The organism is Bacillus cereus group sp. N8, from assembly GCF_016483685.1.
GTDB lineage: Bacteria > Bacillota > Bacilli > Bacillales > Bacillaceae_G > Bacillus_A > Bacillus_A proteolyticus.
The window spans coordinates 1-25,122 of the sequence record NZ_JAEHBK010000037.1 but is presented as its reverse complement, the minus strand read 5'-3'; the positions used below and the strand labels follow the sequence as shown (position 1 = coordinate 25,122).

Below are 25,122 nucleotides of genomic sequence, written 5' to 3'. Positions count from 1 at the left end.
TAGAGCCTATCCTAAAGGTGTGATGACCATCTTTTAGGATAGGCTTTTTTGTATATTAGTCTTGTGGTACAAATACGTTCCAGCTAGATAAATCTATATTTTGTTTCAAGATGGATGGAGCAGGGAAAACAAATGACCATGGTTTTGTAGTATTCGCTTTAATTTCAAGATTCGGTAACGTGAAAGCACCTTTAACAACGACTTCTCCAGAAGCATCTTCAATATGAAGGGGAAGTTGTTCTAGTTGAATGTTATCTTTATAGCCGTTACGAATTAGTAGTGTTGTATGTAAATCGCCGTTCTCTTTCAGTGCGGCTTGTAAACCTAGGAAGTTAATTTCACCTTCACTTGGAGGCGTTAAATTGTTTACAAAATTACATAACGCTTCTTTGCTTGCTTCAGGTAATTGAGCTTCCCAAGATGGATCTAAATCTAGTTGATGCTTACTTTCAAGTTCGAAAGCTAATTCCCAATCTGATTGAGATAGTTCAGCTTCAGTTATTGTTTCTTGCTCAAATGTAAATACGAAAGGCATATTCACATTTTCAGGAATATCTCCAAGAGCAGACAGGTTAAATGTTTTACGTGCGCACAGCTTTTTATCTTTGTTTAATAGAAGTAATGTAACTTCTTCGAAAGAAATCGGTTTTGGGACACTGTTGCGAATGAAAGCAGCTACACCGTATGTGCCATCACGTTTTTCAATTTCAATTCCCGATAAAGAAATTTGATATTCTTGTAAAAGTGGTAATTCTTTATGCAGGAATTGATAAATGTATTTTTGTTCTTGTGCTACTTCACCCCAGCTAGGATGGAAGTAAAGAACTGGCTTTACTGTTTTATTCTGAGAAGTAGTTTCTTCTTGTCCAAATAATTGATTACTAGAAACAGTAGTATCTTTTCCTTTTTTCTTTGCCTTTTTCAGGAATGATAACATAAATTTTCACCTCATGATTGTACGTTTTCTGGAACTGCTAAATGTCTCGCGATATAGCGGCACATTTCTTTTTCAAAATTACCGTAAGTGTATAAGAAAATATCCAAACCTTCTTTTTGGTAAAGGCGAGTTGGATCTTCTTGTTGATATTGTCTTAAGCCAATACCTTCTTTTAAGTGAGTCATTGCATCTAAGTGACTTACCCAGTTTTGATCTAGGAAGTGTAAACCAACGTAGCGCAGTGATTGTTGTAAATCCGCATGGTTATTTAATTCTTGTACACGCTCTAAATAGCTAGAAATTGTATCTTTTAAAACGATTTGTAAATCCTCAGGCGAATGTATGTTGTTCGCAGATAATGGCGGCAAATTTTCAGCTGGTAAAACTTCTTTAATAGATGCTGTTAAACTAGTGAAATCCCATTCTTCCGGAAGCACTCCTTCGAAAAGGTGCTGTTTAGCAATTGCATCTACAGAGTGTTCAATCATTGGAATAACAAGTTCTATCATATTTGTTTCTTCTTTTAATAAATTGTTGCGCAGTGTATAGATAACATTACGTTGATCATTAATTACATCATCTAGTTTTAAATTATATTCACGCATTGAATAATGACTACCTTCACAAATTAATTGTGTACGGTTAATGAAATCATGAACTTTAGATGAATTAATAAGTCCCGTTTTGTCAGTTTTTAGTGATTTTTCCAAATTTTCTACTTCCTCGTGAGCGAAGCGCTTTAGCATTTCATCCTCTAAAGATAGGAGGAATTGAGAGCTTCCCGGATCACCTTGGCGGCCAGCTCGTCCTTTAAGTTGGTTATCGACACGGCGGGATTCATGACGTTCTGTTCCAATTACATGTAATCCACCAAGGGCGTGGACACCGTCACCTAGTAAAATATCAGTACCTCGGCCTGCCATATTTGTAGCGATTGTAATTTGACCTTCTTGTCCGGCAGTTGCGATCAAATCGGCTTCTTGCTCTGCACTCTTAGCGTTTAATAATTGATATTTGATGTTTGCTTCATCTAAGTAACGAGCAACTGTTTCAGATTGTAAGATAGACATCGTCCCAATTAAAATAGGGCGTCCTTGCTTATGGTATTTTAGAACTTCTTCACGCACAGCTTTATATTTATCATCAGCCGTTACATATACTACATCATTTTTATCTTCACGAAGAACAGGACGGTTCGTTGGAATTGGAAGAACTTCCATATTGTATACACGGTTGAATTCTTTTTCTTCTGTTTTTGCTGTACCTGTCATACCGGATAATGCTGGATACATACGGAAGAAGTTTTGAATTGTAATAGAAGCTTGTGTTTGGTTTTCTTCTGTAATTTCTAAACCTTCTTTTGCTTCTAGTGCTTGATGCAAGCCGTCACTTAAAGATCGACCATCCATAACACGTCCTGTGAAAATATCTACAAGTAGTATTTTTTCATCATGCACAATATAGTCAACGTCAAGCTGGAAAGCGACGTTGGCACGTAATGATTGAATCATATAATGGTATAGAGTTTGATGCTCTAAATCATATAAGTTATCGATATCAAATAAATCTTCTATTTTTGTAATACCGTCTTCTGTAAAACTAGCTGATTTCGATTCTGCATCGTATGTATAGTGAAGGGTATCTTGGAACGATTTAATAACTTTTGCACATAAATAATGCAAATCAGAGCTACTTGATTTCTTCCCGGCAATGATAAGTGGCGTTTTCGCCTCATCAATTAAAACGCTATCAACCTCATCGATAATAGCAAAATGATATGGGCGCTGCACTTGATCATTTTGTGAAGCAGCCATATTATCGCGAAGATAATCAAAACCAAACTCTGTTCCAATACCGTATGTAATATCAGCTTCGTATGCAAGTTTCTTTTCAGAAGGATCGATTTGAGGAATATTTAATCCAACTTGTAAGCCGAGAAATTCATGAACTTGACCAATTAACTCTTTATCACGCTTTGCTAAATAGTCATTTACCGTAATAACATGAACGCCTTTTCCTTCAAGTGCACGTACATATGTTGGAAGAGAAGAAACTAATGTTTTTCCTTCACCAGTTGGCATCTCTGCAATATTACCTTCTAGTAATACTAGTCCACCAATTAACTGTACATCGTAATGGCGTAATCCAAGCACGCGTTTTGCGGCTTCGCGTACAACAGCGAATGCTTCTACTTTTATATCATCGACTGTTTTACCGTCCGTAAGCATACTTTTGAATGTGACAGTTTTTTGGCGTAATTCTTCATCAGATAAACTAGACATTTGTTTTTCAAAATTATTAATTTCTTGAACAAGTTGTTCATACTTTTTTAGCTTTCTCTTTTGAGAATCCCCTAACAATTTCTTTACTGAATTCAGCATGTTACAAACACTCCTCTTACTGACAATAGCTACATTATAGCACATGTTTATCTTGAACAAGTAGAAGTAGTAAATTGAAGAAAAAACTGGATAAAAAAACATATATATGGCACATATTATATTTAAAACATAAAAAGAAAGAGAGTATTCAATATATAAGAAATTTGGTATGATAACTAAATGAGATAAAGTGATGATTCTCAAGATGAATGAACAATACTGATTTAATATTTTATGTAGATTATATATTGAAAGAAAAGAGATAGAAGATGAATAAAAAGTTTGTAAAAGGCGCTGCGATTTTAACCGTTACAACGTTTATATCGAAAGTAGTGGGGAGTTTTTTTCAAATTCCATTGCAAAATATAGCAGGGGATGAAGTACTTGGGATTTTTCGACTTGTTTTTCCTGTATATATGATAGCCTTAACTTTATCAGTAGCGGGAGTCCCGCTAGCAATATCTCAGTTAATAGCTGAGCTTCATGAAAAGAATGATCGGGACGGAATAGCTAAATTGTTTACGTCCGCGTCTATTATCGGTGTTATATTTGGGATGCTCGGATTTTTCATTATTATCATAGGGTCAAGTGGCATTGCAAATATGCTTGGTGGGCAAGAGACGAGGCTAGCATTAATTGTTACTTCGTTTGCTTTATTAATCGCACCATATATGGCAGTGTACCGTGGATATTTCCAAGGGTTCGGAGATATGATACCTACTGGTGTATCACAAGTAATTGAACAGTTGATTCGCGTATTTTTAATGTTAACAATCGCTTATATATTTGTATATTGGAATAAAAGTAGTGATATCATAACGGGTGGGGCGATGATTGGTTCTTGTTTTGGCGTTATTACGTCACTCATATATTTGAGAGTAAAATATGTGAAAAGCCCGTATCGCTATAAAAGTAAAACATATTCATTGCAAGACTTTAAGAAAAACGCGAAAAACATACTCCGTGTTTCAATTCCGATTGCAATTGGAGCGTTATCTATGCCTGTTTTAAATTTAGTTGATTCTGTAACAATTCCACATGTGTTACATGAATCTTCTACAACGATTCAGGAACAGTTTGGTATATATAGCCGTGGTTTTGCATTTACGCAATTAATTGTTGTATTTGCAAGTGCGATAGTATTCCCATTAATTCCATTATTAACAGCGGCTTTAACAAAAAAAGATATAGCTTTAGCTAAACTGACAGTAAAACGTACAAATGAGTTTGCGCATGTTTTAACAATGCCGATAACGATATGGCTTATGGCGCTTACAGTACCGCTTAATGTTGCATTATTTACAGATACAAAAGGAAGTGGTATGTTAGCTATTTTAATTGGTAGCTCGTATTTCACATCACTTATGGTATTATCAATAGGAATCTTGCAAGGGATTAATCGTTCGATGCAAGCAGCATGGATTGTCATCGGTGCAAGTCTTGTAAAAATTATATTAAATATAGCGCTAGTAAATCAATTCGGTATAAATGGAGCAGCGTATAGTACCCTAATTATTTATATAATGATTTGTATCGCAAATCATATTTATATTAGAAAAGATCTTTCTTATCCAATGGATATAGGGAAGTTTTTGGCTGTCATTGGAGTATCTAGTATTTTAGGTATAGCATTATACTTTGTGTCTACATTAATCAATGTGACAGATTCTAGGATTTTAGCAATGATATATAGTGCTGTAGCGCTAAGTGTAGCTTCAGTATTATATGGCATATGTGCACTTAAGCTAAACTGGATATCGAAAGAACAAATTCCATTTTTACGTAAATAAAATCGTTTGTTATAGAAAATGAACAATATTATAAATGGGTATGACTTGTTAGATGTTTGTGAAAGAAATCAATTTGAAGTTATCAAACCTTCCTCGGCAAGGAATGGATAACAATTTGTTTAATTACAAAAAGAGTTGATTGCGAAATGTTGGAGGAGATTAAGAGTGCGGTTAGTTTTATCAGGATATTATGGTTTTTATAATGTTGGGGACGAAGCAATTTTGCAATCAATTATTAAAGCGCTACATGAAGAGGATCCTACTCTTGAGCTTGTTGTACTTTCAAATGACCCCGACTATACAAGGAAAATGTACGGTGTAGAAGCAGTAAATCGCTGGGATATAAGAGCGATTTACCGAGAAATAAAGAGAAGTAATGGTTTAATTAGCGGAGGCGGAAGTCTCTTGCAAGATAAGACGAGTATTAAAAGCATTTTATACTATACGGGTATTATGCGGCTTGCCCGTTTTTTGAAAAAGCCGTATTATATCTACGCTCAAGGAATCGGACCTATTACGAAGAAGCAAAATCGTTTATTAGTGAAATGGCATGTATCAAAGGCTGAATATATATCAGTGCGTGATGAAGACTCGTTTTTGTATTTAAAAGAAATTGGTATTAAGAAAGATATCGAACTTGTTCCAGATCCGGTATTAGCTTGTCAGTCAGGAGAAAAGAAATCCAATTGGCTTCAAAAACATTCTCTGCAAGGAAAAGTCGTTGCAGTTAGTGTAAGGTACTGGGATGCAAAAGAAGATTATATGAAGAAGTTAGCAGATACGCTGAAAAAACTTAAGCAAGAGGGATACCATATTTTATTTGTACCGATGCATGGACCATTTGATCAAAATGCATCAAGGGATATCATTAATTTGATGGGGGAAGAAGCGCACATGCTCCCTTATAAAATGGATATTCATGAGAAAATCTCTATTTTATCAGAATGCTCCCTTTTAATAGGGATGAGACTGCATGCTCTTATATTATCGGCAGTTGCAAACACGCCTATGATTGGAATTTCATATGATCCAAAGATCGATTCGTTTTTACAACAAGTAAATCAGCCGATTATTGGGAATGTTGATGGAGACTGGACGACAGAAACATTACATAATATGGCGATTAAACAATTAGAGCAAACAGAATATGTACAAGACACGTTAGGACAAAGGGTAGAGGAATTGCGTGAGCAAATTTCCATAGCGTCCAAATATATTATTAATGACTTACATGCAAAAGAGTCTATAAAAAGAGGAATGGAATAGAGGCCATTCCTCTTTTAATACAATAAAACAGATTGAAGTTTTATTTGTTGCTGAATAGGTGTGTTTTTATTCCGAAATCTTAACGTTAATATATATAGGATATCGGTATGACGCGTTTTATATGAAAACAATTGGAGAATAATTTCGGTTTTCTTCAAAAAAACGACCTTAAGAATTGTGTCGAGCACCAGAGAAATATAGTGTTAAATAATTTTATTATCTTTATATTTGGATATTGAAATTATAAGTGTTTTTCTGCTATAGTTGTAAATGGTTATATAAATATTTTACAAATGTAGTTCTGACACATGGTTTCGTACATTTAAAACATTCGGATTTTACAATCGGGTTATTTAAAATAAAAGTCGAAAAAATGAACGTTAGAATTATGAAAAATCACTTTTTGTCGAATTTAAGGATTTAAATTCGGGTGAAAATGGTTTGATGTAGTTATTATTCTATATTACAAAATAATTTCTATATATAGGATCTTAACTGCATTTATATTTACTAGTTTCAACATTAAATAGAATATCTATTTAAAACATTATGGAACTAGTATTACATTCCTGAAGGAGGAAATATATAAAATGGCAAAGACTAACTCTTACAAAAAATTAATCGCTGGTACAATGACAGCAGCAATGGTAGCAGGTGTTGTATCTCCAGTAGCAGCAGCAGGTAAATCATTCCCGGATGTTCCAGTTAATCACTGGGGAATTGATTCTATTAACTGCTTAGCAGAAAAAGGCGCAATTGCAGGTAATGGCACAGGAATGTTCGAGCCTGAAAAAGAAATCACTCGTGCAGAAGCAGCTACAATGATGGCTAAAATCTTAAACTTACCAATCGATCAAGATGCTAGACCATCTTACACTGATTCTCAAGACCACTGGGCTACTTCAATCATCGCAGCAGTTGAAAAAGCTGGCGTGGTTAAAGGTAAAGGTGAAGGTAAATTCGATCCAGACGGAAAAATCGACCGCGTTTCAATGGCAGCAATGCTTGTACCAGCTTTCAAATTAGACACTAAAGTAACTGGTACTCCAGAAACTAAATTCGATGACTTAAAAGATAGCTGGGGTAAAGACAAAGCTAACATCCTAGTTGAATTAGGAATCTCTGTAGGTACTGGCGGCAAATGGGAGCCAAATAAATCTGTAACTAAAGCAGAAGCAGCTCAATTTATTGCTAAGACTGACAAGCAGTTCGGACAAAAATCAGAAGCTAAAGTTGAGTCTATTAAAGCAATCAACGCTAAAGAGATCGAAGTTAAACTTGGCGCTACAGTGAAAGAAGAAGATGTGAAGAACGCAAAATTCACAATTTCTCAAGGTGGTACTCCAGTAGCAGTTCCTGCAAAAATCGGTGAAGATAAAAAATCTGTAATCTTAACTCTAGAAGTTGCTGATATGCTTAAAAATAACAATGCTTATGTTGTCACTGTTGAAAAATTAAAAACTGCTGAAGGCAAAGAAATTCCAAAAGCATTAGAAGTTATCTTCTTTAATGATGAAGTAGCTCCAACTGTATCTACAGTATCTACTCCAGAAGGAAAACTTAAAGTTGTATTCAGTGAAAAATTAAATGCAACAAAAGGTGCAACTGTAGTAGTTAACGGCCAAAAAGTTGAAGGTAAAGTGGAAAATAATACGTTCACTTCTAATAACGCTTTAAATCTTGAGAACGGTAAAGAATTCTCAATCATCGTAACTGGTGCTACAGATTTAGTTAATAACACTATGGAAATGTACGAAGGTAAAGCTACTTATAAAGTAGAAAAAGATGTTATAGCTCCAGAAGTTAAAGATGTTAAAGTGAAAGAACTTGCTAAAGGAAACGCTACATTAGAAGTTACATTCTCTGAAGAGATGACTAACGCGAACCTAGGTACTGTAACAGTTAAAAAAGGTAAAGAGACTTTAGTAGCTACAATTTCTGCTGATGCTCAAGATAAAACAAAAGCGGTTGTTGAAGTAAAAGACGCTCTTAAAGCAGATGAAACAGCTACAAATCTTACAGTTGAACTTGTTGGTTACAAAGATGCAGCTAACAACGTAGGTCAAAAAGTATCTAAAGAAGTAAAAGTCACAAAAGATGTTGTAGCTCCTAACTTCGTAAAAGCTGTATCAGAAAAAGAACAAAGCGTAGCAGCAACATTTACATTTGATAAAGAAGTAAATGTTGAAACAACTAAATTTGATAAAAAAGTTGTTCGTATCATTAATCAAGATACAAGTGAAGATGTAACAGAAAAAGTAACTGCAGCAGCAGTTAAAGATAATAAAAAAGCAATCACTTTAACATTCCCAGCTGCAGGAAACTACAAAGTTGCTGCTTCAAAAGGATTTATTCAAGATACAGCTGGCAATAATTCAGCAGCATTTACTGCAGATGTAAAAGTTGATAAAAAGAAAGATGAAGAAGTAGTAAACGTAGATAAAGTAGCTCCAAAGGTAACAAGTGCAGCATTTAATAAGGCTGAAAATACTCTTGTAGTGAAATTTGACAAGGTAGTAAAAGGTGGTCAAGGTGCAGAGTCAGCTGCTAATGTAAGCAACTACACATTAGCAGGTGCTAAATTACCAGAAGGTACACTAATCACTTTATCTGGTGATACTGCAACAATCGAATTACCAAAAACATTCACTTTCGAAAAATCAGAAACAGTGAAATTCACAGTAGCTAACGTTGCAAACAAAGATGGAGTAAAAATGGGTACAACAAACTTATTATTAGATGTTGTAGATACAAAAGCTCCTGAATTTAAATCAGCTAAAGTTACAAATGTAGAGAAGCAAGAAGTAACTCTTACATTCTCTGAAGCTGTAACAGTTGATGTAACTGATCTTGTATTTGACTTAAATGGTGTACCATTTACAGCAGCAGCTGATCAAGCAACTCCTTCTAAAGAAGTAGTACTTAAGCTAGAAACTGCACAGAACGTTAACTTTGCAACTGGTACATTAACACTTAAAGCTAAAGAACTTAAAAATAATGAAACTTTAAATACAGTTGATACAGCAGCTAACAAACTTGTTGCTTTCAAATCAGTAACAGCAGCTCGTTAATTGAAATAAATTTCAATGGAAAGAGTCCACATTATGTGGGCTCTTTTTTTTATGGTCTAATTTTTATAAAGAACGATCTTTAAAAAATTAATCATATTTTGAAGATTTATAGTTAGTTTTATTGAGAAACAAATTGACAGCGTTTTCGAAAATGGAAAAACACCCCATTAATATGTAAATATTTTGTAAATCTTCATCATTTTTCGCTGAAAAAACATTCGAAAAAAAGAAAGGAATGTCGAATTATAATAATTTAAGTCGAGTGTAGTCTGAAAATTGCATTTATTGTAAAAAACATTTAGGCGACGAAGTGGAAATATATGCTATAATTCCAATTGTGTATTCGATATGAAAAATATACGAAGCGCAGTGAGAGTGATTTATAGAAAAACAGTTTGTTCATTTCTATATTTTGGTATTATTGATATCTAAATAATACAATTAAAAGACTGAATTATCAGAATGTGTCGAATCTTCTTTTGAGAAAGTTCTTGATAACGAATGGTTTTGTATAGTATGATGAACTTGTTTCAAAAAATGGTATTTAAACCTTATATTTACATTTATCGGTTTGTATCATTTTATGAACTACTTTTCTTATGGTATTTTATATTTTTGTTAATGCGTTTTATTGTTTTATGGCTTTTCTAACTAGCTAGTTTTCAAATTACATATGATATGAAACTAGTAGCATATTCCTGAAGGAGGAAAATTATAAAATGGCAAAGACTAACTCTTACAAAAAGCTAATCGCAGGTACAATGACAGCAGCAATGGTAGCAGGAGTTGTATCTCCAGTAGCAGCAGCAGGTAAATCATTCCCGGATGTTCCAGCAGGTGATTGGGCAGAAGCTTCTATTAATTATTTAGTAGAAAAAGGCGCAATTGTTGGTAAACCAGATGGTACATTTGGTCCAGCTGAATCAATCGATCGTTCTTCTGCAGCAGTAATTTTCACTAAAATTTTAGGATTACCAGTTGATGAAAATGCTCAACCATCTTTCAAAGATGCTAAAAATATTTGGTCTTCAAAATATATCGCAGCAGTTGAAAAAGCAGGTATTGTTAAAGGTGATGGAAAAGAAAACTTCTATCCAAACGGCAAAATCGATCGTGCTTCTTTCGCTTCTATGCTAGTAAATGCTTATAACTTAAAAGATAAAGTTAACGGCGAGTTAGTTACAACATTTGATGACATAAGAGATCATTGGGGTGAAGAAAAAGCTAACATCCTAATTAATCTTGGAATCTCTGTAGGTACTGGCAGCAAATGGGAGCCAGATAAAGCTGTATCTCGTGCAGAAGCAGCTCAATTTATTGCATTAACAGATAAAAAATATGGAAAAAAAGATAATTCACAAGCATATGTAACTGATGTGAAAATTTCTGAACCAACGAAATTAACATTAACAGGAACTGGCTTAGATAAACTTTCTGCTGATGATGTAACTCTTGAAGGAGACAAAGCTGTTGCGATTGAAGCAAGTGCTGACGGTACTTCTGCAACTGTAACACTTGGTGGTAAAGTAGCTCCAAATAAAGATCTTACTGTAAAAGTGAAAAATCAATCATTCGTAGCGAAATTCGTATACGAAGTTAAAAAATTAGCTGTAGAAAAATTAACATTTGATGATGATCGTTCTGGTCAAGCAGTTGCCTTTAAATTAAATGACGAAAAAGGTAACGCTGATGTTGAATACTTAAACTTAGCAAATCATGACGTCAAATTTGTAGCAAATAACTTAGATGGTTCACCAGCATACATTTTTGAGAATGGAAAGGCAACTTCTTCTACAGGTAAACTTGGTGTTGGTCTTTCACACGGTGACTATAAAGTAGAAGTACAAGTTACAAAACGCGGTGGTTTAACAGTGTCTAACACTGGTATTATTACAGTGAAAAACCTTGATACACCAGCTTCTGCAATTAAAAATACCGCATTTGCGGTAGATGCGGATAAAAACGGTGTCGTATACGGTAATACACTTACTGGAAAAGACTTCAAGCTAAACAGCCAAACGTTAGTAGTTGGTGAAAAAGCACAAATCCATAATGTAGTTGCTACAATTGCTGGAGAAGATAAAGTAGTTGATCCAAACTCAATTAGCATTAAGTCTTCAAATCACGGTATTATCTCTGTAGTAAACAACTACATTACAGCTGAGGCTGCTGGTGAAGCTACACTTACTATTAAAGTAGGCGACGTTACGAAAGATGTTAAATTTAAAGTAACGACTGATTCTCGTAAATTAGTATCAGTAAAAGCTAATCCAGACAAATTACAAGTTGTTCAAAATAAAACATTACCTGTTACATTCGTAACAACTGACCAATATGGCGATCCATTTGGTGCTAACACAGCTGCAATTAAAGAAGCTCTTCCGAAAACAGGTGTAGTTGCAGAAGGTGGATTAGATGTAGTAACAACTGACTCTGGTTCAATCGGTACAAAAACTATTGGTGTTACAGGTAACGAAGTTGGCGAAGGCACAGTTCACTTCCAAAATGCTAACGGTGACACTTTAGGTTCATTATATGTGAACGTAACAGAAGGTAACGTTGCATTCAAAAACTTTGAACTTGTATCTAAAGTAGGTAACTACGGTGCATCACCTGACACAAAACTTGACCTAAATGTTTCTAACAAAGTTGAATATCAATTATCTAAGTACACTTCAGATCGCGTATACTCTGATCCTGAAAACTTAGAAGGTTATGTAGTTGAGTCTAAAAATTCAGCAGTAGCTGAAGCTAAAATTGTTGGAAATAAAGTTGTTGTTACGGGTAAAACTCCAGGTAAAGTTGATATCCACTTAACGAAAAATGGTGCAACTGCTGGTAAAGCGACAATCGAAATCGTTCAAGAGAAAATCGCTATTAAATCTGTAAACTTCAAACCAGTTCAAACAGTAAACTTCGTTGAGAAGAAAATTAACATCGGTACTGTGTTAGAACTTGAAGGAAGTAACTATGATGATATCGTTAAAGGTATTAACTTAACGAAAGAAACACAACATAAAGTACGTGTTGTAAAATCTGGTAACGACCAAGGTAAACTTTACCTTGATACAAATGGCAATGCTCACTTCGATATATTCGATCAAGAGCTTGGTCATGTAACAGTATCTCAAACAAGTGATTCTGCACTTCCAAACTTCAGTGCAGACATCTACAACACTTTAACTACTAAGTACACTGACAAAGGTACATTAGTATTCAAAGTATTAGGTGATAAAGACGTTGTAACAAGCGAAATCGGTTCACAAGCTGTACACGTGAACGTGCTTAACAACCCAAATCTATAATTCGATTATAGATAGAATGAAAAATCAGTGGGGATTCATCTTCACTGATTTTTTTATCGTCTGTTTAATACAAAGAAGCCTCTTGTACATGTACAAGAGGCTTCTTTTAATTCTTAAACTTAAACATCTCACCACTCAAATTCGAATCACTATACACAAACAATACCATGTTAATGTTGTTGTCTTTAATGTATTGATATACATCCTTTTCGTGATAGTGACGAAGGTCGAGAATGGATGTGTGATTGAAGTTTTGTGCTAAATGAGGCACGATTGCGTTTGCGAATGAGTCTTTTAGGACTAAAGCTCGTACATCATTTGGTGCATTGTTATTTTCGATGACGATTTCTGGATAGTCGTTTGCGTAATAGCCGGCGTATGATGTTGTGTCTTTTTGTTTTTCTATGCCATATAGTTCATCTAATGTGCGATATACGGTGCCGTTTACATCTTTTGCGGCTACGCTTGTAAAGTTGAAGCCGTCTTTTGGTGTGTAGTAGCATAGTTTTTCTCCAGTTGCATCGATTAGTTGGTATAGCTGGTTGTTAAAGCTTCCGACTAGGTGTTTATTTGGAGCGCACGTACGAGTATAATCTTCTTTTTTTATTTCTTTTCCTTTATATATAGAAGATTGTTGCGTGATTGTGTTCATTATATATTGATAGCCTAAGAATGCACCATCCATATTCCAGTGATGGTCTGTTTTGAAGTACATACTTTGTATTTCTTCATTTGTATAGTTTTGTTTAAAATAATCCATGAGTTTAATTGGTTTTACGTCCGCTGGAAGTTTCGTTAGAAAATAATTTAAATTTTCCTGTGCATATGTGTGAATATGGGAAGGTAATTTAAATGATAATGCATTCGTTTTTGACGGTGGTAAAGCAAAGTAAAACTCAACGTTTTGTTCTTTTAAAAACTGAGATAAGTCTGTTACAGCTGGCATAGCTTGGTCAATCTCATTATATTTTGTAGTCCAAGCAGGGTTTTTTAGAAGCCATTTATCATCAGTTAGAATAATATCGTTAATGAGAGACTTGCCCATTTTAATTTGGGTAAGTGTATAGTTTTTTATGAGATCATCTCTTCCGATTAATTGATCGTTTGTATATGTCTCAAAGTCTTTGAAGAAACTACCATTTGCTAGAGCTTCTTTTGTAAGAGCTGGTTTTTGAGCGAGCGGACGATTTTCAACGGGCGAAACTGCTCGGTCAGTTTTGAGAAGCGATAATATGCCAAATGAAAAGATAATGGTGAGAAAACCGATAAATAGGACGATGTTCCCCAATTTTTTCATAATAACTTTTCCTTCCTATATAAAGTGAAACTTTAATGAGTGGGGGTTTTGTTCATCCCCCACTCATTATCAGCCTTAACCAATCGGGTGGCCCGGCGAATAGCGGGATAAGTTAAAACCTGAAATAAATAAATGGATTATATGTCGAATTAATTAAATACATAATCGAAAGCATAAATAATGTTAGTAATAATATTGGACGTACAACTTGCATCCAGAACGTATATGTTTTTGGCGCGAGCTCTAATATGTTTTTAGCACGTTTCAAAATTGGTGTCGCTGCGATAAAGGCAATGATAAATATGACAATGTATTCATGTATATATAGCATTGTGTTGTCATCGATGAAAGATTGCCCCCCTATGCCAAACATCGCCTTTAAATATTGGAACGAGTAAGCGAAGTTATCAGCCCGGAAGAAGACCCAACCGATCATAACGATAATTAGTACATATGCATGTTGCAATGGCTTCCATAGCTTATTTAATATTTTCTCGAATCCAGCTTTTTCGATGGAAATAATAAAGCCGTAATATAAGCCCCAGGCAATAAATGTCCAGCTTGCTCCATGCCATAAACCGGTTAATCCCCATACGATGAAGAGGTTACGGTAATTTGCTAGTTTTGAAACACGATTTCCGCCGAGCGGAATGTATATATAGTCGCGGAACCAAGAGCCTAGTGTAATATGCCATCTTCTCCAAAATTCTGAAATAGATTTCGAGATGTACGGATAATTGAAGTTTTTCGGGAAATCAAATCCGAACATTTTTCCAAGTCCAATTGCCATATCGGAGTATCCTGAGAAATCGAAATAGATTTGAAGTGTATAGGCGATAATCCCGATCCAAGCTGTTCCAGCGCTTATTTCAGACGGCGGTAAGGCGAAGATTTTATCTGCGACAAATCCGACCTGGTTGGCGATTAATATTTTTTTCGCTAATCCTAGAATGAAAATTTGTAGACCTTCTGTAAATTTTTCAAAAGAATGGATACGCGTTTTAATTTGTTCAGCAACGATATTGTAACGAACGATTGGTCCGGCAATAAGCTGCGGGAAAATAGAGATATATAGTGCTAAGTTAAGTGGATTCTTTTGAACATCCCCGTCTTTACGATATATATCGATGACATAGGACATCGCTTGGAATGTATAAAATGAAATCCCAATTGGTAGTGGAATAGGTTCCACCTGGATAGATAAATGTAAAGCGTTGTTTAAAATGTCTGTGAAAAATGAAATATATTTAAAATAAGAAAGTAATAAAATATTCCCGACCACAGCCATAATTAAAAATGTGACTTTCATATTTTTTCGTTTATCATAATGATGCACGAGTAGGCCGAAGCAATAGTTTAATACAATAGAAAAGAGCATTAAAAGAACGAAACGTGGTTCTCCCCATGCATAGAAAATTAAACTAAATGCAAGTAATACGAAATTACGTAGCTCGGCACGCACTATAAAATAGAAAAATAATACGAGAGGTAAAAAGATAAATAAGAAAACAGAACTACTAAATACCAAAGGATTCTCCTCACTTTTTTCAAAGATACATTTCGTGCAAAAAACCGACATTTCTATTATATATTTTTTTGTATAAAAGTGCCTTTAATATTTTATCATGTTAATAATTCGATTAAAATGATTATTATATATAATAGAAGAAAAGCGGTGCGGAATCCTTTTGACACTCACTATTTGGATAAGATAAGATGAATAAGGTGTGATTTGTTTAGAAGGGAAGAGATGGTGTGTTATTTAACTCATTTGAGTTTATTTTTTTATTTTTACCGATAGCATTTCTTTTATATTTTCTATTAAATAAATTTGGACATGCTACATTAGCGAAAGCTTGGCTCGTTGCGGCCTCTTTATTTTTCTATAGTTATTGGAATGTGAAATATTTACCGCTTATGTTAGTGTCGCTCATTGTGAATTATTTTATCGGAATGAGGCTCGTGAAACATAAGAGTAAACTTCTTTTAACGGTAGGATTAATATTTAATATAGGAATGCTTAGTTATTTTAAGTATTATGATTTCTTCTTACAAAATGTGAATTCATTATTTGGAACTCATTTTACATTATTATCTTTAACGTTACCACTTGCGATTAGTTTCTATACGTTTCAAAAGATCGCATTTTTAGTAGATACGTATCGCGGGGAAACGAAGGCATGTCATTTTCTTGATTACGCATTGTTTGTAACATTTTTTCCGCAGCTGATTGCAGGACCGATTGTGCATCATGCGCAAATTATGCCGCAGTTTGCTGATGATAGTAAAAAGAACTGGCAATCGAAGTATATCGTTCTTGGTATATTCGTATTTGCAGTTGGTATTTTCAAGAAGGTAGGTATTGCAGATGTATTATCACCCCTTGTACATGAAGGGTTTGATGTGCAGCAATCATTAACATTTGTTGAAGCATGGCTTACGTCGTTAGCGTTTACGTTCCAATTGTATTTTGATTTTAGTGGATATAGTGATATGGCAATTGGAATCGCTTTAATGTTTAATATTAAATTACCTCAAAACTTTAATTCACCGTATAAAGCAGTGAATATACAAGATTTTTGGCATCGTTGGCATATGACGCTTAGCCAGTTTTTAACGAAGTACGTATACATTTCTCTAGGAGGAAATCGAAAAGGGATTACGCGTACATACGTAAATATTATGATTGTATTTTTAATAAGTGGGCTTTGGCATGGAGCTGGTTGGACATTTATTTTTTGGGGATTCTTGCACGGTTTGGCATCTGTTATTCACCGCTTATGGAGTAAAGCAGGAGGGCGTATGCCAGCCTTTGCTGGTTGGCTCGTTACGTTTTTCTTCATTAATATAACGTGGGTATTCTTTAGGGCAACATCTATGCATGATGCGGTGAAAGTGTTAAAAGGAATGTTCGGACTAAATGGAATCGAATTAGCAAATAGTGTATTCCCATCATTTATAATAGAGAAGTTACAATTTTTAAAAGAGTACGGTGTTTCATTTACAGAAGGGTACCATGTCTCTTTATTAGATCCGAAAATGGTAGCGTATATTTTCGGGGCGTTATGTATTAGTTTCTTCTTAAAAAATTCAATTCAGTTAAAAGATTCATTCCGTCCAAATGTATGGACCGCTTTATTTACTGCAATATTGCTCGTATATAGCGTGTTACATTTAACGAGTATTAGTGAGTTTTTATACTTTAATTTCTAGGTGGAGAATATGAAAAACAAACATTGGCTTATTTTCGTTTTTGTATGTGTTTTTGTTCCTCTGGCAGGTGTCGGGATATTTAATAGCTATATAGATTCTCTTTGGTTATTCCCGCATAAAAATAAGTGGAATGATGTTCAGTTTGGGTTTAACGAGAGACAGCAGAAAACGAATTATATAACGTACCGTCCGTTTACATATGATGGAGTTATACTTGGAAGTAGTAGAACAACCTTTATTAATGAGAATGACTTCACCGGATTAAACGCATTTAATTATGCAGTGAGCAGTACAGACCCGCGTGAGTATGATGCATATATTGAATATGCAAAAGAACAAAAAGGTAGTGAACTCGCGTCTATTGTACTTGGTTTAGATTTCCTTGGAACGAACAAAAATAGGGAAATTGGTTTTGATAAACCAGAAGTGTATATTAATCAGGCGCAAAGTTTATTGTATCCGATTAAATCTTATGTAAGTATGGACGGGATTACTTATTCAAAGAATACAATTGAAAACTCTATCCATCATAATACGGCTATTGATCGGTACAATCGAGAGAATGTAAAGTCGATGCGCGATTATACGAAAGAAGAGCGTGATGCGCAAATAGCGGCGCAAGTAGATAAGTTTAGTAAAGAGATTTATGGCGGGAATTATGAGTATCAAAATATGAAAGAAATATTAGGAACAGTAAAGGCTCATAATCCGAACACGAAGTTTTATATTTTTACAACGCCTGTTTCAGAGCCACTATTCCGTACGATGATTCAATCAGGGCGATGGGAAGATTATAAAAGATGGCTTCATGACGCTGTAGATGTATTTGGAGAAGTTCATCATTTCATGTATCTTAATTCCGTTACAACGAATTTAGACAACTATATGGACGGGCATCATTTCAGACCGGAAATAGGAAAGTTAATCGCCCATAAAGTTGTGAATGAAGAAGATAGCAACGTCCCGAAAGATTTCGGTATTGTTATTACGAAGGATAATATTGATGAGGTGTTAGAGCAGATTCGAGCGTCTTTTCAATAAAAAACAGGTCATAAATGTGGTCTAGTCTTTGCTGAGTAGACTGTATAAAAAAGATGAAGCAGCCACCGAGATCTGATGGCTGCTTCTTTTATTCCGCTTCTAAATCAACAATTAAGTAAGCGAGTATAACAACGAAGAAAATACTAACGGACGGCGCTGTTAATACGTGGCCGGACATAAAGCCGATTCCAAGTGATAGTACAACGGTGCTAGCTAGTAGCATATATTTCACGGTTATTATTTTCTTAAAGTTTGTTATGACGCGAATGAATAATTTAATACCGAAGTATAGAAGCGGTATTAAGTAAATAAGGAAGCCGACGATTCCGAATGCAAAGAATAGATCGTGGAAGTCCATTTCGATTAATTTAATTTTAACCGTATAGTTACCAGCATAGCCCATTCCGAATAATTTTTGTGATAGTGGTGCGTCTTTATAGTATTGTTTGTATACTTTTAAAAACTTATCGCGATCACTGTAAATTAAACTTTTGACCTCAGAGTCTGTTAGCTCACCTTTTGCATGTTTTTTCTCTGCGTCTGGATCTTCTTTAATTACTTTTCCTTCTTTTCTATCTTTTTCTTCTTGTACTGATTTTTTGTATTCGTATATTTGCATGTGGATGCCCATATTTTTTGCGATAGGAGTATGTGGTGTAAGTGCAATTAAACCTCCTAAAACAATAGCGACAACAACTGTATTTACGAGATATGTGAATCCTTTACCTTCTTTTTTGCGATGAACCATATATTCAATGAATGAGAATAAAAGTGCCACGCCAAGCGTTAGAACAATTGCACCATATCCTACTTTCGTTCCGACCATAATACTTGCATACATCGCAAGTATTGTTGGAATCCAGTAATAGATTTTCGAGAAAGAAGTTGTTTTATGAATCGAATATAACACTACGATTGGGAACATAATTGCAAAAATAGAACTTAAATCATTTCCAGCAAAGAACCAACCTCTTGAACCGATCTTTGAGTGAGGGTAACTTGGGAAATCTGTACCAGTTTGCATTGCAACAATCAGTGTGATGCTAAAAATTAAAGTTGCATATAAGAAATATGTAATGATTTTATGAAACGTATATTCTTTATTTTTTAACTCTTTAAAGACGATAATATATCCAAACAGTAGCACAATTGGATATACGCTCTTTAAAATAAATTTCACTTCTTCGCCAAATGAAACTGGAGATTTGACCATCATATTATTTACAAGACCAATTGCTAGTACGATCCCGAGTAGGCATAAATAGAGAATGTACTTTTTCGCCCCATGTTGTTTTCTATGAAGAAGTAGATAACCTAATGCAAGAAGCATAAAGGCGAAACGGACTACGATTCCAACTGTTGCGCTCATGTGTAATACATAGATTGAAAAAGATGTTAATAAATCTAAAATTGGTTGAAACACAATGAATAGCAATAGGAAATGCGGGAAGTAGTTATCCGTTTGTTTCAACTTAGTAACCATATGTTCCTCCATTTCTTCATTCCTTTATTTCAACACCCGAGAGATGGGTATAAAAGCCTTTTTTTGGCATAGTAAGGTGAATGAATTTCAATGTTTGTTTTTTGCATCAAACTTAAGAATACACCATTTCATTGCAATGGTAAATAGATGAAAAGCAATGATAAAACGACTTTAATTTCTATATTTTTTAACGAAATTGTATGTTTTATACGGACATATATACAAATTACGAGAATATTAGACAGAAAATTAAGAAAAAAAGAAGGGTTTTTAACATGCTTTCTATAATTATAGAAGTATAATCTTTATGTGGAAAAGAGGGGTATATATAATGGAAGTAACAAGTAAAACAGAATCTGTTGTTGTGAAATATGAAGGGCGCGTAGCAACGGTTATGGTCAATCGCCCAGAGGTTTTAAATGCATTAGATGAACCAACGTTAAAAGAGTTATTACAAAAGTTGAAAGAAGTGGCGGAAAGTTCTGTTCATGTTGTTGTGTTATGCGGCAGTGGCCGTGGTTTTTCTGCGGGTGGAGATATTAAATCAATGCTTTCAAGTAATGATGAGAGTAAGTTTGAAGGCATCATGAATACAATTTCTGAAATCGTTGTGACGTTATATACGATGCCAAAGCTTGTTATTAGTGCGATTCATGGACCAACTGCTGGACTTGGATTAAGTATTGCATTAACAGCTGATTATGTTATGGCAGATATATCATCAGTTATTGCGATGAACTTTATTGGAATCGCTTTAATTCCAGATGGTGGTGGCCATTTCTTCCTTCAAAAGCGCGTCGGTGAAAATATGACGAAGCAGATTATTTGGGAAGGGAAGAAATTATCAGCGACAGAAGCGCTAGATATCGGTTTAATTGATGAAGTAATCGGTGAGGATTTCCAAACGGCTGTGAAGCAAAAAATTAATGAATGGTTACACAAACCAATCAAGGCGATGATTCAAACGAAACAAATTTTATGTGAAGTAAATCGTTCTAATTTAGAACAAACGCTTCAGCTCGAAAAACGTGGTCAATATGCGATGAGACAAACAGCAGATCATAAAGAAGGTATTGCTGCTTTTCTAGAAAAACGTTTACCAGCATTTAAAGGGGAATAAAGTGATGTGATCCGCGGGGATTTGTTTATCCCCCGCGGATTATTAGTTTTACTGCCCGTTAATTCGAGATAAAGGGAAGAAAGTGCTAACACATTTTAGTATAATTGTGTTAGCACTTTTTTTAGGAGTATAAATGAAGAAAATTATCGGTGTTATCGTTATGATTTTACTTACATATTATGCTTTGCATAGTACACCATCTCTTGCGGTACGGACTGCATTATTCTTTGAGGGACATCCAATTGTTGCTTTCTCAGGTGAAGTGGAGAAAGAACGGGATGTGAAAAAAGAGGCGATTCCTGATGAGTATCAAACCTTATACGGCGATAAGAAAGAAGAACCAGAGCATTATTTCTTTCCGGTAGTAAGGGCGCACGGATCGGGAATTGATATGTTAAGTGCTTGTGTGAAAAAAGAGTGGTTTTTCTATAAAGCAGAGCTCGGGTGTTATTAAAAGTGGGAGGAAAAGTGATGTCAACTTATAACAGATTAGTAAGAGATCGTGTCCCAGAGAAAATTTTAATGTCTGGAAAAACATATACAGCGCAAAAATTAACAGGACAAGCTTACATACAAGCGTTAGCGAAAATTGGTACAGAAGAAATTCGTGAATTTGCTTCAATGAAAGAGCGTGAACACGCGCTAGATTCACTTGCAGATGCACTTGAAGTTATTGTTTCATTAGCGCGCGCAGAAGGTGCAACAATTGAAGATATAGAGCGTATTCGTAAGCAAAAAGAAGAAGATCGCGGCGGATTTACAAGAGGGATTTATTTGATGGACGTTTCGGAAGAGTAGTTTTATAGAAAAAGCACAGCTTACTCAGTAGCGCTGTGCTTTTTTCCTGCAATTAGGCTAACGATTAAGAAGATAGCTGTTAATGTCCAGCCGATTGCAATAGAAGTAGTAGTGTGAATGACATAAGAAACTTGTAAACATAGTAATGATGATAAAAACCAAATAAGTGCAATATGTACATGTTTTTTCGTTACATTCATTTTTAGTATCTCCTTTTCACTTACTAAACTAAATTTTACTATAATTTAGAAAATTAAACTATATGAGTAGAGGTTTTATCGTAATTTCGCTATACTAAATAGTAGAGAAAATGAGGAGGAAACGACAATGGCACATCATGCAAAAGAAACGATGGAATTAATTAAAGAGCTTGTCTCTATTCCAAGTCCATCTGGAAACACGGCGAAAATTATTAATTTTATTGAAAACTATGTAAGTGAGTGGAATGTAGAGACGAAGCGTAATAATAAAGGTGCTCTTATTTTAACGGTTAAAGGAAAGAATGATGATCAGCATCGTTTATTAACTGCACACGTTGATACGTTAGGTGCGATGGTGAAAGAAATTAAGCCTGACGGTCGTCTTCGTCTATCTATGATTGGTGGATTTCGCTGGAACTCTGTAGAAGGGGAATATTGCGAAATTGAAACGTCAAGCGGTAAGACGTATACAGGTACAATTTTAATGCATCAAACTTCTGTTCATGTATATAAAGATGCAGGTGAAGCGAAACGTGATGAGCAAAATATTGAAGTACGTATTGATGAGCGTGTTTCTTCGGCAAATGAAGTACGCGAATTAGGAATTGAAGTAGGAGACTTCGTTTCATTTGATCCGCGCGTTCAAATTACAGAGAGTGGATACATAAAATCACGTCATTTAGACGATAAAGTAAGTGTAGCAATCCTATTAAAATTAATTAAAAGATTGCAAGATGAAAAGGTAACATTACCGTATACAACACATTTCTTAATTTCTAATAATGAAGAGATTGGGTACGGTGGTAACTCAAACATTCCAGAAGAAACTGTAGAATATTTAGCGGTTGATATGGGAGCGTTAGGTGATGGACAAGCATCTGATGAATATACAGTATCCATTTGTGCGAAAGACTCTAGCGGTCCATACCATTATGCTTTACGTAAGCATTTAGTTGAACTGGCGAAAGCGAACGCTATTGAATATAAAGTGGATATTTATCCATACTACGGATCAGATGCATCAGCTGCGATTCGCGCTGGATTTGATGTGAAACATGCATTAATTGGAGCTGGTATTGATTCTTCTCACGCATTTGAGCGTACGCATGAAAGCTCGATTGTACATACAGAAGCACTTGTTTATGCATATGTGTTATCAGAAATGATAGTAGAATAGTGAGAGGGTGGTTGATTCTATGAATCAGCCACTTTTTTTGCATAAAAACTACTTAAATTGTATTGTACAATATTAAAAAAGTAGGTTTACTATAGAATTCTAGTATTATAAAATACTAGAGGCGCACTAATTTTTTTTAATTTATTTTTGGTAAGATTTGTATATTAAGGTTATGCGTTTTAAAAATGTTAATTTTCGAGAGGAGTATTATTATTTATGAAGTATCGTGCAGTCGCGGCTGGTATTTTAGCCGCAAGTTTATTATCGTCTCCAGTTAGTAGTTTCGCAGCAGGGAAAAAGTTTTCGGATGTTCCTACATGGGCGCAGGAGTCGGTTGACTATTTAGTAGAGAAAAAAGCACTTGATGGAAAACCAGATGGAACGTTTTCTCCATCTGAAGCAGTAGATAAAGGATCAGCTGCAAAAATATTAGCGGTAGTTCTTGGTTTACCAATTGATCCAAAAGCGAAACCATCTTTTAAAGATTCGCAAGATCATTGGGCAGCACCATATATTGCTGCGGTAGAAAAAGCGGGTGTAATTAGTGGAGATGGTACTGGGAAATTCAATCCATCAAGCCAAATTAACCGTGCATCTATGGCATCTATGCTTGTACAAGCATATTCATTAGATAAGAAAATTATTGGAGAACTTCCAACACAGTTTAAAGATTTGGAACCTCATTGGGGTAAGAAACAAGCTAATATTTTAGTAGCTTTAGGGATTTCAATGGGTACAGGAAATGGCTGGAATCCTGACGGTACTGTGACTCGTGCTGAAGCAGCTCAGTTCATCGCGATGGCAGATAAAAATAAAACAAATACATCGAAAAGAATGTATATGAATAGAAACTTTATTACATATCATCAAGCATCATTATCATCTGGTATTACTGACACTCAACATAAACCACAAATGATTGAAGTGACAGAGCAAAGAGCGGATGGTTGGTTGAAGGTTGTAACAAGTAAAGGTGAGAAGTGGACACCATCACAAGAAAAAACAGAGTCTATTAATCAAGAATTCACTACATATCAAGAAGCTTCACATACGTCTACAGTGGCAGGGACACATAAAGCACAACAAGTAACTGTTATTGAAGAAAAAGATAGCTGGATTCGTATCCGTATGGGAGCTGGTTTCCAATGGGTGGATAAAAATCAATTAAATCCAGTGAAGCAAGGTAACTTCCTAGAAGGTAAAGCGATTATTATTGATCCAGGTCATGGTGGAATTGACTCGGGGAACCCTGGTTATTATGAGAAAGAAAGTCAAACCGTATTAGATGTATCATTACGATTACAGAAAATATTTGAGAAAAAGACACCGTTTACTGTGTTATTCACTCGTACAGATGATACACGCCCGGGAACAAGTGGTCCTGATTCTTTAAAAAAACGTGTAGAATTTGCACAACAAAATAATGGAGATATTTTTGTAAGTATCCATGCCAATGGTTCTGAATTGAAAAATGGACAAGGCACAGAAACATTATATTATGACTCAGCACGAGCAAGAGCAACGAATCCAAATGTAGAAGAGAGTCGTTTATTAGCAGAAAAAATTCAAAAGCGTCTTGTGAAAGCACTTGGAACGAAAGATCGTGGTGCGAAACATCAGGACTTATACGTAACTAGAGAAAATACAATGCCAGCTGTATTAGCAGAATTAGCATTTGTAGATAATAAAAGTGATGCAGATAAAATAGCTACACCAGCGCAAAGACAAAATGCAGCAGAAGCTATTTATCAAGGTATTTTAGATTACTACGAAGCAATGGGTAATGACGTATCTTCTTTCCGTTAATAAATAAAAGAGATTGCCAATAGTGATATTATCCCCTTTAAGTAGACAGTGTAAAAAGACCATGTACATACATGGATGTTACACTATTACTTGGAGGGGATTTTTCATGACTAAAAAAGGTTCAACATTTATTACATATTCAGAAGAATTAAAGTTAGCGGCTGTTCAAAGTTATTTAAACGGAGAAGGAAGTTACAATATGATAAAGGAAAAATATCAGATTAGAAGCTCTACACA

General features: G+C 34.9%; 16 protein-coding genes and 1 pseudogene. 11 read left to right on the top strand and 6 right to left on the bottom strand.

Annotation, left to right across the window (positions count from 1 at the left end; translation table 11 throughout):
• Positions 1-55: 55 nt before the first annotated feature.
• Together JDS80_RS26760 and secA2 are read right to left on the bottom strand one after the other, a co-directional pair.
• On the bottom strand, positions 56-937 hold the full coding sequence (locus JDS80_RS26760; RefSeq protein ID WP_199640409.1) for an accessory Sec system S-layer assembly protein: 882 nt from the start codon (positions 935-937) through the stop codon (positions 56-58).
• A gap of 11 nt (positions 938-948) precedes the next feature.
• Positions 949-3,318, bottom strand: a complete 2,370-nt coding sequence (gene secA2 / locus JDS80_RS26755) for an accessory Sec system translocase SecA2 (RefSeq protein WP_199640408.1) — start codon at positions 3,316-3,318, stop codon at positions 949-951.
• 269 nt (positions 3,319-3,587) lie between these two features.
• Here secA2 and JDS80_RS26750 point away from each other — a divergent pair, with 269 nt between their 5' ends.
• The 4 genes and pseudogenes from JDS80_RS26750 (at position 3,588) to JDS80_RS26735 (ending at position 12,750) form a co-directional block, all read left to right on the top strand.
• Complete coding sequence (locus JDS80_RS26750) at positions 3,588-5,108, top strand: putative polysaccharide biosynthesis protein (RefSeq protein WP_071772256.1); 1,521 nt, start codon at positions 3,588-3,590, stop codon at positions 5,106-5,108.
• Positions 5,109-5,273: 165 nt separating this feature from the next.
• On the top strand, positions 5,274-6,374 hold the full coding sequence (gene csaB / locus JDS80_RS26745) for a polysaccharide pyruvyl transferase CsaB (protein WP_071747973.1): 1,101 nt from the start codon (positions 5,274-5,276) through the stop codon (positions 6,372-6,374).
• 590 nt (positions 6,375-6,964) lie between these two features.
• Positions 6,965-7,997: pseudogene (locus JDS80_RS32420) on the top strand (S-layer homology domain-containing protein); the annotation flags it as partial.
• Positions 7,998-10,164: 2,167 nt separating this feature from the next.
• Positions 10,165-12,750 carry an S-layer homology domain-containing protein gene (locus JDS80_RS26735; RefSeq protein WP_071747971.1) on the top strand — a complete coding sequence of 862 codons (2,586 nt, stop codon included), beginning with the start codon at positions 10,165-10,167 and terminating at the stop codon, positions 12,748-12,750.
• Positions 12,751-12,856: 106 nt separating this feature from the next.
• Here the strand turns inward: JDS80_RS26735 and patB1 are convergent, their stop codons facing one another.
• Positions 12,857-14,047 carry a secondary cell wall polysaccharide O-acetyltransferase PatB1 gene (gene patB1 / locus JDS80_RS26730; RefSeq protein WP_071747970.1) on the bottom strand — a complete coding sequence of 397 codons (1,191 nt, stop codon included), beginning with the start codon at positions 14,045-14,047 and terminating at the stop codon, positions 12,857-12,859.
• Between the two features lie 112 nt (positions 14,048-14,159).
• A complete protein-coding gene (locus JDS80_RS26725; RefSeq protein ID WP_199640406.1) occupies positions 14,160-15,575 on the bottom strand; it encodes an MBOAT family O-acyltransferase in 1,416 nt (471 codons plus the stop codon).
• Between the two features lie 227 nt (positions 15,576-15,802).
• Between JDS80_RS26725 and JDS80_RS26720 the strand changes: the two genes are divergently transcribed.
• Together JDS80_RS26720 and JDS80_RS26715 are read left to right on the top strand one after the other, a co-directional pair.
• Positions 15,803-17,260 carry an MBOAT family O-acyltransferase gene (locus tag JDS80_RS26720; RefSeq protein WP_199640405.1) on the top strand — a complete coding sequence of 486 codons (1,458 nt, stop codon included), beginning with the start codon at positions 15,803-15,805 and terminating at the stop codon, positions 17,258-17,260.
• A 9-nt stretch (positions 17,261-17,269) separates the two neighbouring features.
• On the top strand, positions 17,270-18,301 hold the full coding sequence (locus tag JDS80_RS26715; RefSeq protein ID WP_199640404.1) for a hypothetical protein: 1,032 nt from the start codon (positions 17,270-17,272) through the stop codon (positions 18,299-18,301).
• An 88-nt stretch (positions 18,302-18,389) separates the two neighbouring features.
• Here the strand turns inward: JDS80_RS26715 and JDS80_RS26710 are convergent, their stop codons facing one another.
• Positions 18,390-19,784, bottom strand: coding sequence for an O-antigen ligase family protein (locus JDS80_RS26710; protein WP_199640403.1), 1,395 nt, complete (start codon positions 19,782-19,784; stop codon positions 18,390-18,392).
• 331 nt (positions 19,785-20,115) lie between these two features.
• Here JDS80_RS26710 and JDS80_RS26705 point away from each other — a divergent pair, with 331 nt between their 5' ends.
• The 3 genes from JDS80_RS26705 (at position 20,116) to JDS80_RS26695 (ending at position 21,702) form a co-directional block, all read left to right on the top strand.
• The gene (locus tag JDS80_RS26705) at positions 20,116-20,904 is read left to right on the top strand and encodes an enoyl-CoA hydratase (protein WP_071747965.1); all 789 of its coding nucleotides are present in this window, start codon (positions 20,116-20,118) and stop codon (positions 20,902-20,904) included.
• Positions 20,905-21,037: 133 nt separating this feature from the next.
• Complete coding sequence (locus JDS80_RS26700) at positions 21,038-21,358, top strand: hypothetical protein (protein WP_199640402.1); 321 nt, start codon at positions 21,038-21,040, stop codon at positions 21,356-21,358.
• 17 nt (positions 21,359-21,375) lie between these two features.
• Positions 21,376-21,702 (top strand): nucleoside triphosphate pyrophosphohydrolase, encoded by a 327-nt coding sequence (locus JDS80_RS26695; RefSeq protein ID WP_199640401.1) that lies wholly within the window; start codon positions 21,376-21,378, stop codon positions 21,700-21,702.
• Between the two features lie 20 nt (positions 21,703-21,722).
• On the opposite strand, the gene JDS80_RS26690 is transcribed toward JDS80_RS26695, so the two are convergent.
• Positions 21,723-21,902: a hypothetical protein gene (locus JDS80_RS26690; protein ID WP_071747964.1), complete on the bottom strand. Its 180-nt coding sequence runs from the start codon at positions 21,900-21,902 to the stop codon at positions 21,723-21,725.
• A 127-nt stretch (positions 21,903-22,029) separates the two neighbouring features.
• Here JDS80_RS26690 and JDS80_RS26685 point away from each other — a divergent pair, with 127 nt between their 5' ends.
• Positions 22,030-23,079 (top strand): M42 family metallopeptidase, encoded by a 1,050-nt coding sequence (locus JDS80_RS26685; protein WP_199640400.1) that lies wholly within the window; start codon positions 22,030-22,032, stop codon positions 23,077-23,079.
• Positions 23,080-23,295: 216 nt separating this feature from the next.
• Complete coding sequence (locus tag JDS80_RS26680; protein WP_199640399.1) at positions 23,296-24,885, top strand: N-acetylmuramoyl-L-alanine amidase; 1,590 nt, start codon at positions 23,296-23,298, stop codon at positions 24,883-24,885.
• The last annotated feature ends 237 nt before the right edge of the window (positions 24,886-25,122 follow it).

Bases quoted from the DNA above. Each gene is read 5' to 3' on its own strand.
- JDS80_RS26760 (WP_199640409.1), bottom strand. From the start codon at position 937: ATGTTATCATTCCTGAAAAAGGCAAAGAAAAAAGGAAAAGATACTACT.
- secA2 (WP_199640408.1), bottom strand. From the start codon at position 3,318: ATGCTGAATTCAGTAAAGAAATTGTTAGGGGATTCTCAAAAGAGAAAG.
- JDS80_RS26750 (WP_071772256.1), top strand. From the start codon at position 3,588: ATGAATAAAAAGTTTGTAAAAGGCGCTGCGATTTTAACCGTTACAACG.
- JDS80_RS26735 (WP_071747971.1), top strand. From the start codon at position 10,165: ATGGCAAAGACTAACTCTTACAAAAAGCTAATCGCAGGTACAATGACA.
- patB1 (WP_071747970.1), bottom strand. From the start codon at position 14,047: ATGAAAAAATTGGGGAACATCGTCCTATTTATCGGTTTTCTCACCATT.
- JDS80_RS26715 (WP_199640404.1), top strand. From the start codon at position 17,270: ATGAAAAACAAACATTGGCTTATTTTCGTTTTTGTATGTGTTTTTGTT.
- JDS80_RS26710 (WP_199640403.1), bottom strand. From the start codon at position 19,784: ATGGTTACTAAGTTGAAACAAACGGATAACTACTTCCCGCATTTCCTA.
- JDS80_RS26705 (WP_071747965.1), top strand. From the start codon at position 20,116: ATGGAAGTAACAAGTAAAACAGAATCTGTTGTTGTGAAATATGAAGGG.
- JDS80_RS26700 (WP_199640402.1), top strand. From the start codon at position 21,038: ATGAAGAAAATTATCGGTGTTATCGTTATGATTTTACTTACATATTAT.
- JDS80_RS26695 (WP_199640401.1), top strand. From the start codon at position 21,376: ATGTCAACTTATAACAGATTAGTAAGAGATCGTGTCCCAGAGAAAATT.
- JDS80_RS26690 (WP_071747964.1), bottom strand. From the start codon at position 21,902: ATGAATGTAACGAAAAAACATGTACATATTGCACTTATTTGGTTTTTA.
- JDS80_RS26685 (WP_199640400.1), top strand. From the start codon at position 22,030: ATGGCACATCATGCAAAAGAAACGATGGAATTAATTAAAGAGCTTGTC.
- JDS80_RS26680 (WP_199640399.1), top strand. From the start codon at position 23,296: ATGAAGTATCGTGCAGTCGCGGCTGGTATTTTAGCCGCAAGTTTATTA.